This is a genomic window from Williamsia deligens (assembly GCF_024171765.1).
In the GTDB taxonomy this organism is placed as follows: Bacteria; Actinomycetota; Actinomycetes; order Mycobacteriales; family Mycobacteriaceae; genus Williamsia_A; species Williamsia_A deligens.
The window spans coordinates 2,927,808-2,942,054 of record NZ_JAMTCI010000001.1; the positions used below are offsets into that span (position 1 = coordinate 2,927,808).

13 protein-coding genes are annotated in these 14,247 nt (G+C 70.3%); 7 read left to right on the forward strand and 6 right to left on the reverse strand.

Features of this window, described 5'->3' with window-relative positions; translation table 11 throughout:
* Nucleotides 1-29: 29 nt before the first annotated feature.
* Both LX14_RS13515 and LX14_RS13520 read right to left on the reverse strand, forming a co-directional pair.
* Nucleotides 30-890 (reverse strand): hypothetical protein, encoded by an 861-nt coding sequence (locus LX14_RS13515; RefSeq protein ID WP_253647687.1) that lies wholly within the window; start codon nucleotides 888-890, stop codon nucleotides 30-32.
* Between the two features lie 55 nt (nucleotides 891-945).
* On the reverse strand, nucleotides 946-1,521 hold the full coding sequence (locus LX14_RS13520) for an HhH-GPD-type base excision DNA repair protein (RefSeq protein WP_253647688.1): 576 nt from the start codon (nucleotides 1,519-1,521) through the stop codon (nucleotides 946-948).
* A 106-nt stretch (nucleotides 1,522-1,627) separates the two neighbouring features.
* On the opposite strand from LX14_RS13520, the gene LX14_RS13525 reads away from it, so the two are divergent.
* On the forward strand, nucleotides 1,628-3,067 hold the full coding sequence (locus tag LX14_RS13525) for a sugar porter family MFS transporter (RefSeq protein WP_253647689.1): 1,440 nt from the start codon (nucleotides 1,628-1,630) through the stop codon (nucleotides 3,065-3,067).
* Nucleotides 3,068-3,364: 297 nt separating this feature from the next.
* The gene (locus LX14_RS13530) at nucleotides 3,365-4,444 is read left to right on the forward strand and encodes a hypothetical protein (protein WP_253647690.1); all 1,080 of its coding nucleotides are present in this window, start codon (nucleotides 3,365-3,367) and stop codon (nucleotides 4,442-4,444) included.
* On the opposite strand, the gene LX14_RS13535 is transcribed toward LX14_RS13530, so the two are convergent.
* From LX14_RS13535 to LX14_RS13545, 3 genes are all read right to left on the reverse strand, one after another.
* Nucleotides 4,431-5,189: a hypothetical protein gene (locus LX14_RS13535; RefSeq protein WP_253647691.1), complete on the reverse strand. Its 759-nt coding sequence runs from the start codon at nucleotides 5,187-5,189 to the stop codon at nucleotides 4,431-4,433. The genes LX14_RS13530 and LX14_RS13535 overlap by 14 nt on opposite strands.
* A 66-nt stretch (nucleotides 5,190-5,255) precedes the next feature.
* Nucleotides 5,256-6,080, reverse strand: a complete 825-nt coding sequence (locus LX14_RS13540; RefSeq protein WP_253647692.1) for an Rv1157c family protein — start codon at nucleotides 6,078-6,080, stop codon at nucleotides 5,256-5,258.
* A gap of 179 nt (nucleotides 6,081-6,259) precedes the next feature.
* On the reverse strand, nucleotides 6,260-6,580 hold the full coding sequence (locus LX14_RS13545; protein ID WP_253647693.1) for a 4a-hydroxytetrahydrobiopterin dehydratase: 321 nt from the start codon (nucleotides 6,578-6,580) through the stop codon (nucleotides 6,260-6,262).
* Between the two features lie 52 nt (nucleotides 6,581-6,632).
* Here LX14_RS13545 and LX14_RS13550 point away from each other — a divergent pair, with 52 nt between their 5' ends.
* The 4 genes from LX14_RS13550 to LX14_RS13565 are packed head-to-tail and all read left to right on the forward strand — an operon-like array spanning nucleotide 6,633 to nucleotide 10,754.
* Nucleotides 6,633-7,667 (forward strand): thiamine ABC transporter substrate-binding protein, encoded by a 1,035-nt coding sequence (locus LX14_RS13550; RefSeq protein ID WP_301283677.1) that lies wholly within the window; start codon nucleotides 6,633-6,635, stop codon nucleotides 7,665-7,667.
* 7 nt (nucleotides 7,668-7,674) lie between these two features.
* The gene (locus tag LX14_RS13555; protein ID WP_253647695.1) at nucleotides 7,675-8,097 is read left to right on the forward strand and encodes a PNPOx family protein; all 423 of its coding nucleotides are present in this window, start codon (nucleotides 7,675-7,677) and stop codon (nucleotides 8,095-8,097) included.
* Nucleotides 8,079-9,710 (forward strand): ABC transporter permease, encoded by a 1,632-nt coding sequence (locus LX14_RS13560; protein WP_253647696.1) that lies wholly within the window; start codon nucleotides 8,079-8,081, stop codon nucleotides 9,708-9,710. Before LX14_RS13555 ends, LX14_RS13560 begins: the two co-directional genes overlap by 19 nt.
* A complete protein-coding gene (locus LX14_RS13565) occupies nucleotides 9,711-10,754 on the forward strand; it encodes an ABC transporter ATP-binding protein (protein WP_253647697.1) in 1,044 nt (347 codons plus the stop codon).
* On the opposite strand, the gene LX14_RS13570 is transcribed toward LX14_RS13565, so the two are convergent.
* Nucleotides 10,751-12,016 carry a glycoside hydrolase family 183 protein gene (locus tag LX14_RS13570; protein WP_253647698.1) on the reverse strand — a complete coding sequence of 422 codons (1,266 nt, stop codon included), beginning with the start codon at nucleotides 12,014-12,016 and terminating at the stop codon, nucleotides 10,751-10,753. The two genes, LX14_RS13565 and LX14_RS13570, sit on opposite strands and share 4 nt — an antisense overlap.
* Nucleotides 12,017-12,302: 286 nt before the next feature.
* On the opposite strand from LX14_RS13570, the gene typA reads away from it, so the two are divergent.
* Nucleotides 12,303-14,216: a translational GTPase TypA gene (gene typA / locus LX14_RS13575; RefSeq protein WP_253647699.1), complete on the forward strand. Its 1,914-nt coding sequence runs from the start codon at nucleotides 12,303-12,305 to the stop codon at nucleotides 14,214-14,216.
* Nucleotides 14,217-14,247: the final 31 nt, after the last annotated feature.

The window sequence follows — 14,247 nt, forward strand, 5'->3', positions numbered from 1 at the left end:
CCGGCCATCGCCTCGCTGCCCGGACCGGGTCAGTCGTGGTGGGAGTGCCCGTTGATCTCGTGCGATCGACCGCTGTTGCGGGTGAGCCGCTTCGGCAGGCGGCCGGCGAGTTCGCCGAGCGGGGTGACGGCGTCGTTGAGGACGTCGACGGCGTCGCGCAACTCGTGCACGGTCTCCTGGATCGCCACGATGCTGGGGGCGAGTTGCCCGATGACGTCGGTCAGTTCGGAGATGCGCTCGATGGGACCGCCCGGGGCGATGACCCGTTCGACGGCGCCGTTCTCCCCGACGAGCTGGTCGAGGAGACCGCCGTCGGCGACGAGGCGGTCGATGATGCCGCCCTCCTCGGTCATCTTGTTGAGCAGCCCGTCCTGCGCGGTCAGCTTGTCGACGATGCCGCCCTCGCTGGTGAGACGCTCGAGGATGCCCTCGTTCTCGGTGAACTGATCGATCACACCGCCCTTGCGACTCAGGCGGTCGAGGGGTCCGTTCTCGGCGGTGAGGCGGATGAGGATGCCGTTCTCCTCGGCCATCTGGTCCAGCAGACCGCCGGTGGCGGTGAGCTTCTCCAGGGAACCGTCGCGGGCGGTGAGGCGGTCGACGACGCCGCCGTCGGCCAGGAGTCGGTCGAGCGGGCCGCCGGGGGCGAGGATGCGGCCGAAGGGGCGGTCGGGGCCGAGCAGCTCGGCCAGCTGGCCGATGAGCTGGAGCGGGGTGCGGGCGGAGAACGACGTGTCGTCCTCGACGCCGAGGACGGTGTTCAGCTCGTGGGCCACGTTCTCGACGGTGAGGCGCGCGATGGTGACCCCGGACTCGACCGCGGCGAGCGCGACGCCCGTCGCGGCGAATCCGAGCCGGAGGGGCAGCTCGACGGCGACCTTCACATCCATGGATGACAGCGTAGGCCATCGATGTGTGACGTAGACCGCACCTCAGCGCTGCCGGTCATTCCGCGGCGGCCTGCTTCGCCTCCGCCTTCTTCTGCTTCTTGAAGGCGCGCACCTTGCCCAGCGATTCCTCGTCGACGACGTCGGCCACCGACCGGAAGCCCTTCTTCCCGTAGTCGCCGACGGCGGTCGTCCAGCCCCGGGGCTTCACGTCGAGCTGCTTGGCGAGCAGTGCGGTGAAGATCTTCGCCTTCTGCTCGCCGAACCCGGGGAGTGCCTGCACGCGGGCGACGAGGTCCTTGCCGGACGTCGCCTCGGTCCAGATGCGGGTGGTGTCCCCGTCGTAGTCGGCGACGACGGCCGACGCGAGTGCCTGCAGACGGCCGGCCATCGACCGGCCGTAGCGGTGGATCGCCGGCGGGGTCGCGCACAGCTCGGCGAACTGGTCGGGGTCGGCGGTCGCGATGGTGGCGGGGTCGAGGGTGCCGAAGCGTTCGAGCACCTTCGCCGGGCCCGCGAAGGCGCGTTCCATCGGGAACTGCTGGTCGAGAAGCATGCCCGCCAGCAGTGCGAACGGGTCGGACGAGAGCAGCTCGTCGGCCACGGGGTCCTGGGCGATCCGCAACGTCACCATGGCGTGATCGTAATCGTCGCCGGGGCGCGACCCGGCGGGAGTAGCGTCGCGTCGGGCGAGACGCGTCGTCGGGCGACGGCGGCGGACGAGTGACAAGGCGGCGATTGTGAGCACCACCGGATCCACGGGCACCGACCAGCACGTCGGGAAGGTCATCGGCGTCACCGTCGCCGCGGCGATCGGCGGCTTCCTGTTCGGGTTCGACAGCTCCGTGGTGAACGGTGCCGTCGACTCGATCCAGGGCCACTTCGGGCTCGGTGAGTTCATGAAGGGGTTCGCCGTCGCCGTGGCCCTGCTCGGCTGTGCGCTCGGCGCCTGGTTCGCCGGACGCCTTGCGGACGTGTGGGGCCGCAAGCGCGTCATGCTCCTCGGTTCGTTCCTGTTCACCATCTCCTCGATCGGCACCGGGTTCGCCTGGAGCATCCCCGATCTCATCGTCTGGCGCGTGATCGGTGGTCTGGGCATCGGTATCGCGTCGGTGATCGCGCCGGCCTACATCGCCGAGATCGCACCTGCACGGTTCCGCGGTGCGCTCGGCTCCATGCAGCAGCTCGCGATCACCATCGGCATCTTCATCGCGTTGCTCTCCGACGCGTTGCTCGCCGACAGCGCCGGCAGTGCGTCGAGTGATCTCTGGTTCGGCATCGAGGCGTGGCGCTGGATGTTCTTCGTCGGTGTCATCCCGGCACTCGTCTACGGCGTTCTCGCACTGTTGATCCCGGAGTCCCCCCGCTACCTCGTCGGCAACCACCTCGACGAGGAGGCCGCCCGCATCCTGCGCGACGTGACCGGCGAGCCCGATCCGCTCAACCGCGTCAAGGAGATCCGGCTGACCCTGCGCCGCGAGTCGAAGGCGTCGCTCGGTGACATCCGGGGCAACTCCTTCGGCCTGCACCCGCTGGTGTGGGTGGGCATCTGGATCGCGATCCTGCAGCAGTTCGTCGGCATCAACGCGATCTTCTACTACTCGACGACGCTGTGGCAGTCGGTCGGTTTCAGCGAGAGCGAGTCGTTCAGGACGTCGGTGATCACCGGTGTCATCAACGTGGTGATGACGTTCGGCGCCATCCTGTTCGTCGACCGCATCGGCCGCCGACTGCTGCTCAAGATCGGCTCGGTCGGGATGTTCATCGGTCTCGTCCTCGCCGCCATCGCGTTCACCCAGCAGCAGGGCAGCGGTGACGACGTCACCCTCCCCGGCAGCTGGGGCGTCGTGGCGCTCATCGGCGCCAACCTGTTCGTGGTCGCGTTCGCCGCGACGTGGGGTCCGGTGATGTGGGTGATGCTCGGCGAGATGTTCCCGAACCGGATCCGCGGTGTCGCGCTCGGCGTCTGCACCGCGATGAACTGGGTCGCGAACTTCACCATCTCGCTGCTGTTCCCGCAGGTGAGCCAGAGTCTCGGCCTGGCCTACGTCTACGGGTTCTTCGCGCTCTGTGCGTTCATCTCGTACTTCTACGTGCAGTACAAGGTCCCCGAGACCACCGGCATCGAGCTGGAGGACATGGGCGGGGAATCGCGGGAGCCGGAGAAGACCCCCGTCTGACGCGAGCTTTCATCCGTCGCGAGCCCGCGTCGATTTCGCTCCACCGCGCCGTGCCTGGCGCGGGCTGAGCAGTTCGGCGCGGGTTCGCGCGATCTCCGGTGAACCCGCGCGCTGGTCGCACCGCGCGTGATGCTCCGTGCGGGACGGCGAGCTCGCCGCGGGTCGCCTCACCTTCCGCGTCACGGCGCGAAGTCCAGCGGCGCCGCGACCGTACGGATTGCAGACTGTCGGGATGCCCATCACGGTCACCGCCCCCAATTCATCGTCGTTCAACCCGTTTCCCTTCGCCGCGCGCCTGTGACCCCGACGCGGGTGATCCTCGCGGCGACGGTGGTTGCCGCCGTCGCCGTGGGGGTGGCCGTGGTCCCGCGACGATCGACCACGCCGCGCGCCGGGGGACTCATCCGCCACCCCGGTCTGTGGTCGACCGCGGTGGTCGTGGTGATGGCCGTCAACCAGGTGTTCGTGACGGCGTACGTGCACCAGGCGTGGGGCGACGACACCACCCGGATCACGCAGTACCTGCCGCCCGGGTGGTTCGACATGGCGGACCTCGGTCCGCTGTCCGATGCCCTCCCGGCATGGCCGTGGACCGTGCTCCACGTCCAGGCGGCACTGGAGTTGCCGTTCGTGATGCTCGCCTACCTGCTGGTGGCGCGGTGGTTCGGCCCGGCGGTGTTCGCGCGGGTGATGGCCGCGCGGTGGTGGATCGCCGCCTCCTGGACGGTGACGTTCTGTCTGATCGAGGAGGAGCTGAGCAACCCGTACACGACCGTCGACATCGTTATCCGTCTCGTCGCCGGGCTCGCGACCCCGCTCGCGGTGTCGAGACTGGTCGCAGGAGAGAAGGAACGGTCGACGGGGCTGGTGACGATCGCGGTGTCGGCCGGGGCTCTGGGCGTCCTGGTGCTCGCCGTGTACGACGTCCTGACGCTCTACGACCTCGGCCACGCCCCACAGTGGGTCGTGCCGGTCGCCGTCGCGGGAGTCGTTCTCGCGGCGGCACGGTGGCATGCCGGCCGTGTCGACGGGGAGATGGGCCCCGTGACCGGATCCGCCGCACGATCCCTGGGATGGTTCGTCGTGCTGTTCGCGGTGCCGGCACTGCCGGTGCGATACGGCCTGAACTTCGGCCTCGCGGGGTTGTCGATCGTCGCCGGGGTCACGACGATCGTCGCGGCCGTGTGGCGCGGGTGGGACCGCCGACGCGGGCGGGCGCTCGGCGTCGTCCTGATGACCGGGGTCGCGGGCGCGGCCGTCGGTGCGGTGGCGACGTCAACTCTTGCCGAGGCCCGCCTGCTCGGCGCCGCAGCGGGTTTCGTCGTCGTGTCGGCGGCGACCTGTGCTGCGTGCGACCGGCGCGTCAGGCGTTCGTGACGCCGACCATCGGGAGGAAGAAGCAACTGCGGCCGCCGTTGTTCACGGTGCCGAACACCGCGGACAGGACGGTGCCCTTGCCGGTGTCGACAGGGGCGAGGCGGCTTCCCGCCGGGGCAATGGTGTTCACGATGCCCGAGAGTGTGTTCGCAGCCATGGTCTTCAGCGGGGATGCCGGGACGTTCTTCAGCCATGCGTCGACGAGGGTCTGACCGGCCTTGCCCATCTGGGCGATGCCGAACTTGCCTGTTGCCGTGTTGAACCAGGCGACCTGCATCCCGGTCGCGGTCGGGTCGCTGGTGACGCCGGCGGGGACGAAGCCGTAGAGCGTCTGACCGTCCTTCACCACGTTCGGGTCGATGTTCACGAGGGGGATGTTCGGCAACGACAGGCCCGGCGCAGCCCATGGGCCCGCGATCGCACCGCCGGCGGCGGGCAGCAGGCCGAACGGGTTCGACGGTGTCGGCGTCGTGCAGTTGAACGCCACCGACGGGTTGAGGAACGGCTGGATCCCGAGCGCCCGCAACGTCTTGTTGGCCTGGTCGAGCAGGGTGACGACGTCGGCCCCGGACGTCGCGGTCAGTGTCGGCGACGCGAGCGCGGCGGCGGCTGCGCCCTCCGGTGACGCGACGGGGTCCGCCGAGGCGGGACCGGCGACCGCGACACCACCGGCGAGCAGCGATGCGGCGACGGCGCCGGCCGCGACCGCGCGCCGCAGGGAAAGGGTGAGGGCGGAAGAAGACATGGCGGTACTCCGAATCGGTCGCGATGAATGGTGCTGGGGTCGTGACCGACTCGGGTGCCGGTCAGGTCAGATGTAGGCGAGTCCCACCGTGGGGACGATCTGGCAGGCCACCGTCTTGCCCTTGGTGCGGGTGGTGACCGTGCCGTAGATGGCGGAGAGCACGCGGCCCTTGCCGGTCTGGGCGATCGCGGTGAACGTGCCGGGTCCGGCGCCGGTGTTGATCTTCTCGTTGCGCGTCAGGGTGATCTGACCTGTCCGACCGTTGTCGATGTTGATCCAGATCGCGGTCAGCGGGGCCCGGGTGTTGTTGAGCGCGGGTCCGGTGCCGAGGCTGGTGTAGACGTAGCCGGCCTGCCCGGACCTCGGACCGGGGGCGGGGGCCTCCTGCGGTCCGGCCGTCACGAGGGCGGTGCCCACCGAGTTGCCGCCGGGGATGCAGCCGACGCCGATGGTGGGGTAGAGGAACTGCTGGATCCGCGGTGCGTTCGGGCCGGTCGGGATCACCGGGTCGTTCGCCGCAGCGGCGACCTTGGCGACCTGCTTCGGCTGCGCGGAGCCGTCGAGGAAGCCGGTGACCTGACGCCAGATGGTCGACACCTGGGGCGGCATGCCCGGGGAGTCGGCGATGGCCGTGGCCTGCGAGATGAGGTCACCGTTGATCTTGCCGTCCGGTCCGGGCGTGGCCGCGGACCCGACGATGGCGGGCAGGAACGCCCCGAGCGAGTTCAGGGTGGCCTTGTCGATCTTCGGCGCCGACGGCGCGGAGAGCGGCAGCGAACCGACCAGCGTCGACGTGCTCGACGGCGCGGGCGCAGACGGCGCGGGCGCGGCGAAGGCGACAGCGGGCACCGTCATGGCGGTCAGGACTCCCAGTGCGGTCGTCCCCAACATCCGGCGGGTTCCCATGGTCAGCGCTCACATCCCATCATCGTCATCTCGAGGCCGTCGGACGGACACCCGTGGCCAAGCGGTCAGTCTAGGTCGTGGCGGCGTGTCGCTCGCCGCCCAGGGGACCATAGCGTGATACGCGTGTGGTTCCTGTGACTGGTGATGCGATTGTTACGGGGCTGTCATGCCCCGGTTGCCTGCCCGTCAGCTGCGATCTCGCTGTCGATCACCTGCGCCAGCGCGGTGTCCTTCACGGTCAGACCGCCCGCCGAGTGCGTGGACAGGGTGAACGTGAGGGTGCGCCACCGGATGTCGATGTCCGGGTGGTGGTCGCTGTCCTCGGCTGTTTGCGCCACCCTCCCGACGATCTCGATCCCGGCGAGGAACGACGACGCGTCGTACGACCGGCTCATCCGGGTGTCGTCGACCGACCAGTCCGGGAAGCGGGTGCGCGCCTGCTCCCGCTCGTCGTCGGTCAGCAGTGTGTCGTCGCGTGCGGCCATGACCCCATGCTGGCAGCCCTCTGGTTGGATCGAAAGCGTGAACGGCAGACAGATGCGACGGCCACGCCGCGCGGTGCGACTCGGCGCTCTCGTGGCGGCCGCGATGGCGGTCGTGGCGACGGCGACAGGGTGTTCGAGCTCGGACGACGCGAAGCAGGTGACGCTCCTGACGCACGACTCCTTCAGCCTGCCCGACTCCGTCCTCGCGGACTTCACGAAGCAGACCGGCCTGAAGCTGGTCGTCACCAAGTCCGGTGACGCCGGTCAGCTCGCGTCGACGGTGTCGCTGACACCCGGTCGCCCGAAGGCCGACGCGGTCTACGGCATCGACAACACCTTCGCCTCGCGTCCGGTGACCGCCGGTGCCCTCGCCGACTACACACCGTCGTCGCTGCCGGCGGGCGCGCAGGACCACGCCCTCTCCGGTGCGGCCGGCAAGCAGCTGACCCCCGTCGACCGCGGCGACGTGTGCGTCAACGTCGACACGTCCTGGTTCGCGCAGCGGAACATCCCCGCGCCCACGTCGATCGCGCAGCTCACCGACAGCCGCTACCGCGGCGAGATGGTCGCAATGGACCCCGCGACCTCGTCGCCGGGTCTCGCTTTCCTCCTCGCGACCATCGCGGCGCGGCCCGGCGACTGGCAGGACTACTGGAAGGCGTTGCGCGCCAACCAGGTCTCGGTGGTCTCGGGGTGGGATGTCGGCTACAACCAGGACTTCTCCGGGGGAGAGGGCAAGGGCCCCAAGCCGATCGTCGTCTCCTACGCCTCATCACCCGCGGCGAACCCCGCGACGAAGGCGCTGCTCGACGGGTGCTTCAAGCAGGTCGAGTACATCGGCGTGCTCAAGGGGGCGTCGAACACCGACGGTGCGCGCAAGCTCGTCGACTTCATGCTCACCGACGAGGTCCAGAAGGCCCTGCCGGACTCCATGTACGTCTACCCGGTCCGCTCGGGCGTGCCCCTGCCCGAGTCGTGGGCGAAGTATGCGCCGCTGCCGACCGACACCGTCGACCTGTCGCCGGGGTCCATCGCGAAGAACCGGGAGAACTGGCAGCGCGAGTGGCGCTCGATCATGGGGCGCTGACCCGATCGTGCGGTCGACCACGGACGAGGCGCACGCCCGCATCGTCCGCGGGACCCACGGGGTGCTCTGCACCCTGCACCCCGAGCGCGGCCCCGATCCGCTGCCGGTGGTCTACGCCGCGGTCGACGGTCTCGTCGGGATCCCCGTCGACACCGTCAAGGCGAAGACGACGGGACGGCTGCGTCGGGAGGACAACCTCGAGACCGACCGTCGTGCGGCGCTGCTCGTCGTACACTGGGATCGCGACGACTGGACCCGGCTGTGGTGGGCACGCGCCCACCTCGAGCACGTCGCGGAGCCGGCTCCGTCGGTGATCGAGGAACTGTCCGCGCGGTTGGAGGCGACCGTCCCGCAGTACGTCGGCCGCCCGTTCCGCCGTGTCCTGGTCCTGCGGATCGTGTCGGTGTCCGGTTGGTCGGCGAGCGGGTGAACCGCGACAGGCGCGCACGACTCGCAGGCGGCGTCCTCGCGACGCTCCCGCTGCTGTTCCTCGCCGTGCTCTTCGTGTGGCCGGTCGTCGCGTTGGTGCACCGTGCGGTCGACGTCTCCGACGGAGCCGGTCTCGGCGCGCTCCTCACGCGGACGAACGCATGGGGTCTGCTGGGGTTCACGCTCGCGCAGGCGGCCGCGTCGACGGTGCTGACCCTCGTCGTCGCCGCACCGCTGGTGTGGCTGGTCACGGTGGTGCCCCGGTGGGCGTCCACCCCGCTGATGGTCGTCGTCACCGTTCCGTTCGTCCTCCCGACGGTGGTGGTGGGCATCGCGTTCCGCGCGATGCTGTCACCGGGTGGGCCGCTAGGGTCGCTGGGGCTGGACGGGTCGGTCGCCTCCATCCTCGCCGCGCACGCGTTCCTCAACGTGGCCGTGGTCGTCCGCATCGTCGGATCGTCGTGGCGGGCACTCGACCCGCGTGCGGAACAAGCGGCGCGCACGCTGGGCGCCTCGGGCCCGCGTGCGTTCCTCACCGTCGTGGCGCCGCGGCTGGCGCTCCCGGTCGTCTCGGCGGCCTCGCTGGTCTTCCTGTTCTGCGCCACCAGCTTCGGGGTCGTGGTGATCCTCGGCGGTGGTCGACTGCAGACGCTCGAGACCGCGGTGTACACCCAGGCGATCGGCTACTTCGACATCCCGGCGGCCGTCGCCGTGTCCGTTGTGCAGATCGTGGTGGTCGTCGTCGCGGTGGCGGTGACACGTGTGCTGACGCCTCGAACACAGGCGGCGATCGGGGGACCGCGCGCCCGCGTGGCCCTCACCCCCGCCCGGCGGGCGTGGACACTGGCGGCCGCGCTGTGGGGGCTCGTCGTGCTCGTCGGTCCGTTGGTCGTGGTCGCCCTGCGATCGGTCCGGCCGACGGCAGGCGGGTCGTGGACATGGGAGGGGTACCGGGCGCTCACGGTGCCCGTGAACGGCGAGACACCGCTGGACACGTTGCGCAGCAGCGTGATCAGCGCACTGTGGGCGACGGTCATCGCCGTCGCCGTCGGACTCCTCGCCGCGGTCGCACTGCACCGCTCGCGCGGCCCCGCCCGCGCCGTCGGAGATGCCCTGACGCTGCTGCCCCTCGGGGTGAGCGCGGTGACGCTCGGCTTCGGGTATCTCATCGTCCTCGCGGCGCTGCCCGCGGCGGTCGCGTCGTCGCCAGTGGTCGTCCCCGCGGTGCAGGCACTGGTCGCGGCGCCGGTCGTCGTGCGTGTCCTGCTCCCGGCGCTCGCCGCGGTCCCGCAGACGGTGCGTCAGGCGGCGGCGGGTCTCGGCGCCGGGCCGTGGCGTGTCTGGCGGACCGTCGACCTGCCGGCCATCTGGCGTCCGCTGGGCGTGGCGGTGGGCTTCTCGTTCGTCATCGCGCTCGGCGAGTTCGGTGCGACCGGCTTCGTCACCCGGCCGGGCACGACCACACTGCCCGTCCTCATCGGGTCGGCACTGAACCGGCCCGGAGCGCAGTACCTGGCGACGGCGATGGCGGCGTCGATGCTGCTGATCGTCACCACGGCGGTCGTCGTGGTCGCGATGGAAGCGCTCCGCGACGTGGAGGGGAGTGAGTTCTAGATGCTGGAGATCACCGGCCTGCGGGTCACCTACGGCGGCGTCGCCGTGCTCGACGGTCTCGACCTCACCGTGGGTTCCGCCGACGCGCCGGTGACGGCGCTGATCGGCCCGTCGGGCTGCGGGAAGTCGACGTTGGTCCGCGCGGTCGCCGGCCTCGAACCCGTCGACGCGGGGACCATCCGGGTCGACGGCACCGACCTCGCCGGCGTCCCCACCCATCGCCGTGACTTCGGTGTCGTGTTCCAAGACGGTCAGCTGCTCCCGGGCCGGTCGGTGGCGTCCAACGTCGGATACGGGTTGCGCGCCCGCCGATGGTCGCGGTCCGCGACGGCGACGCGCGTCGCCGAGATGCTCGAGCTCGTCGGCCTGCCCGGGCTGGGGGACCGGCCGGTGTCACAGTTGTCCGGCGGACAGGCGCAGCGGGTCGCACTGGCACGCGCCCTCGCACCGAGGCCCCGACTCCTCCTGCTCGACGAACCGCTGTCCGCCCTGGACCGTCGCCTGCGGGAGCGCCTCGCCGTGGACATCGCGGACATCCTGCACACGACGGCGACGCCGGCGATCCTCGTCACGCACGACCACACCGAGGCGGCCGTCATCGCCGACCGGGTGGCGGTGATGGCCGACGGAGTCGTCGCACAGCAGGGTCCACCCGACGTCGTCTGGCGTCGACCGGCCACCGAGGAGATCGCCCGGTTCGTGGGGTGCACGACGGTCCTGGAGGCGCCCGTCGTCGACGGTGTCGCGCAGACCCCTCTGGGGCCTGTCGACGTCGGCTGGTCCGGCGCGCGGCCACGCTGCACGCTCGGACTGCGGGCGCGCAGCGTGATCGTGGAGGGCGAGGACCACCGGCAGGGCGGTGTGTCGGTGCGCGTCGAGTCGGTTGCGACGCTGCCCGAGGACCGTCACGTGTGGGTGCGTACGGTCGACGGGCTCCGGGTGGCCGCCGTGGCGGACCACCCCGTCGCGATCGGGGACGACGTGACCGTCGAGGTCGACCCGGCGCGCGTCGCCGTCGTCGGTGCCCAGGTCGTCGGGACCTAGGTCGTCGCCAACTGCGTGAGGTCGGTGCGCAGCATCATCACGTTGTAGTCCGCCCAGCGGGACGCGGTGAAGTACAGGTAGCGGCTGTCCCCGCCGGCGACGGGATAGATGTACGGGGCGTACACACCCGCCGACTGCCGCGCGGAGAGCAGGGTGACCGGTGCGCTCCACGGTCCCTGCGGTGCGGTCGCCGTCCGCAGGACCAGCGTCCCGTCCGTCTCGCGGCCGTGCAGCATGACGTAGCGCTGCAGGCGGTCGTTCCAGGCCACCGACATCTCGCCGACGGGCTCGCCGACGACCTTCACCGACTTCGTCGTGTCCGGCGACCAGCTCTTGACGTCCCAGTAGGTGTACTTGGTCAGGTCCGCGATGTCGCCCGGCGCGAACCGGCACAGGAACGCGGCGCCGAAGCGGCCGTTCGGCGTGCCGTACTGGTAGATGAACCCGTCGCGGCCCTTGAGGTAGGCGCTGACCTGATACTTGCCGTTGCTGTCGTCGATCTGTTCGACGCCGGGCACGGAGACCGGCGTGTTCAGGCGGATCGTCCGGGGGTCGGTGGTCCACGTCTGCCCGTTGTCCCGCGACGACGCGAGGATCGAGTAGTTGGTGACCCATCGACCGGGTGCGCCCCACTGCCGCACCGACATGATGTTCATGTACTGCACGCCGTCGATGGCGATCGCGGCCGTCGGAATGGTGGTCACCTCGGCGCCGCTGACCCCGACCGCGGGCAGGGCCTCGTTCGCGAACCGCGGTGTCGCCGCGGACACCGAGGCGCCGGAGCGGACGTCGCCGGGGACGCCGGCGGCGATGTCGACACCGTCGGACGGGTCCTTGTCGGTCGTGCGCAGCACCACGTTGTGGCGCCACTGCTGGCCGGACGCGTTGCAGTCGCCGAAGGTGTCGCCGAAGGCCATCAGTGTCTGGCCGGAGCCGTTGTCCCAGCCGATGCCGAGATCGGTGCCGGTGATGCCGAACCGACTGTCGGTGTGGTTGGGGGACTTCGGACCCGTGATCCACCGGATCGTCTGCGTGGGACCGCCGCCCAGCGAGGGCAGTGCCCCCTGTGCGCTCGACTTGCCGAGCAGTCCGCCGCTGCTGCCGGTGAACGCGCTGCCGAACAACCCGCCCAGGCTCGATCCGAGGATCCCCTGGTTGCCGCAGGGGGCTGCGCTCGCGGGCGACGCCACGGTCACGGCAGCCACCACACCGGTGGCCAGTGTCAGCACCGTCGTGAGGGTGACGCTTCGTGTGCGCCGCATGCCGGCTCCTCGTCCCGCGTCCCAGCAGCCCGTCGTTGTGACAGGAGTGACTGATGGGGTTCGGTGATCGCAGTGATCATCGCCCACGGATCGGACGTCCGTTCAGGGCGGTGGGATTCGCGGCCGAACGGTCATCCGATCGTTATCGGTCGCTGTGACGACTGTCTCTCCCGCCGACCCGATACCCTTGACGCGGCCACACACCGCGGTCGGCCGATTCCGTCGTGCCCGCGCGGTGGCCCACAGTGACAACTGCCCGCTCGATCCCCTCGAAGAAAAGATTTCTGTGAACGCTGTCCAGAACTTCCGCAACGTCGCGATCGTCGCGCACGTCGACCACGGCAAGACGACGCTCGTCGACGCGATGCTCCGTCAGTCCGGCGTGTTCGCCGAACGCGAGGAGATGGTCGATCGCGTCATGGACTCCGGTGACCTCGAGCGCGAGAAGGGCATCACGATCCTCGCGAAGAACACCGCGGTGCACCGTCGCCAGCCCGACGGCACCGAGGTCGTCATCAACGTCATCGACACCCCCGGCCACGCCGACTTCGGTGGCGAGGTCGAGCGCGGCCTGTCGATGGTCGACGGTGTCGTCCTCCTGGTCGACGCCTCCGAGGGCCCGCTCCCGCAGACCCGCTTCGTGCTCCGCAAGGCGCTCGCCGCGTCGCTGCCGGTGATCCTGCTGGTCAACAAGACCGACCGCCCCGACGCCCGGATCGAGGAGGTCGTCTCCGAGAGCCACGACCTCATCCTGGATCTCGCGTCGGACCTCGACGACTCCGAGGCCGCCCAGGCCGCGGAGCTCGCACTCGACCTGCCGGTGCTCTACGCATCGGGTCGCGCGGGCATCGCCAGCACCGTCGCGCCCGAGAACGGTCAGGTGCCCGAGGGCGAGAACCTCGACCCGCTGTTCGACATCCTCATGTCCTACGTCCCGCCGCCCAAGGGCGACCCGGACGCGCCGCTGCAGGCGCACGTGACCAACCTCGACGCCTCGCCGTTCCTCGGCCGCCTCGCGCTGGTCCGCATCTTCGCGGGCAGCATCAAGAAGGGGCAGACCGTCGCGTGGCTGCGTGAGGTCGACGGTGAGCCCGTCACCGAGCGCGCCAAGATCACCGAGCTGCTCGTCACCGTCGGTGTCGCGCGCACGCCGGGCGAGTCGGCCGTCGCCGGTGACATCGTCGCCGTCGCGGGCATGCCGGGGATCATGATCGGCGACACCCTCGCCGACGTGGACCACCCGGTCGCGCTGCCGCGCATCACCGTCGACGAGCCCGCCATCTCGGTGACCATCGGCACCAACACGTCGCCGCTCGTCGGTCGGGTCAAGGGCCACAAGCTCACCGCCCGCATGGTCAAGGACCGCCTGGACCAGGAGCTGGTCGGCAACGTCTCGCTCCGTGTGCTCGACATCGGTCGCCCCGATGCCTGGGAGGTCCAGGGTCGTGGTGAGCTCGCGCTGGCGATCCTCGTCGAGCAGATGCGGCGCGAGGGCTTCGAGCTCACCGTCGGCAAGCCCCAGGTGGTCACGCGTCAGATCGACGGCAAGCTGCACGAGCCGTTCGAGCACCTGACCATCGACGTGCCCGAGGAGTACCTCGGTGCGGTCACCCAGCTCCTCGCCGCCCGCAAGGGCCGCATGGGTGACATGACCAACCACGGCAGCGGGTGGGTCCGCATGGAGTTCACCGTGCCGTCGCGCGGTCTGATCGGCTTCCGCACCGATTTCCTCACCGAGACCCGCGGCACCGGCATCGCCAACGCCGTCTTCGACAGCTACGCCCCGTGGGCCGGCGAGATCCGCGCCCGCCACACCGGGTCGCTCGTCTCCGACCGCGCCGGCTCGGTCACCCCGTTCGCGATGATCCAGCTCGCCGACCGCGGGACGTTCTTCGTCGAGCCGGGTGCCGACACCTACGAGGGCATGGTCGTGGGCATCAACCCGCGCCAGGAGGACCTCGACATCAACGTCACCAAGGAGAAGAAGCTGACCAACATGCGTCAGTCCTCCGCCGACGTGATGGAGACCCTCGCCAAGCCGATCAAGCTCGAGCTCGAGGCGGCGATGGAGTTCTGCACCGACGACGAGTGCGTCGAGGTGACCCCCGAGGTCGTCCGCGTGCGCAAGGTCGACCTCGACGCCACCACCCGTGGCCGCGAGCGGTCGCGGGCGAAGGCACGCAACCAGAGCGTGGGCTGACCACCGTCGGGTGGGGACGACAGGCGTGAGG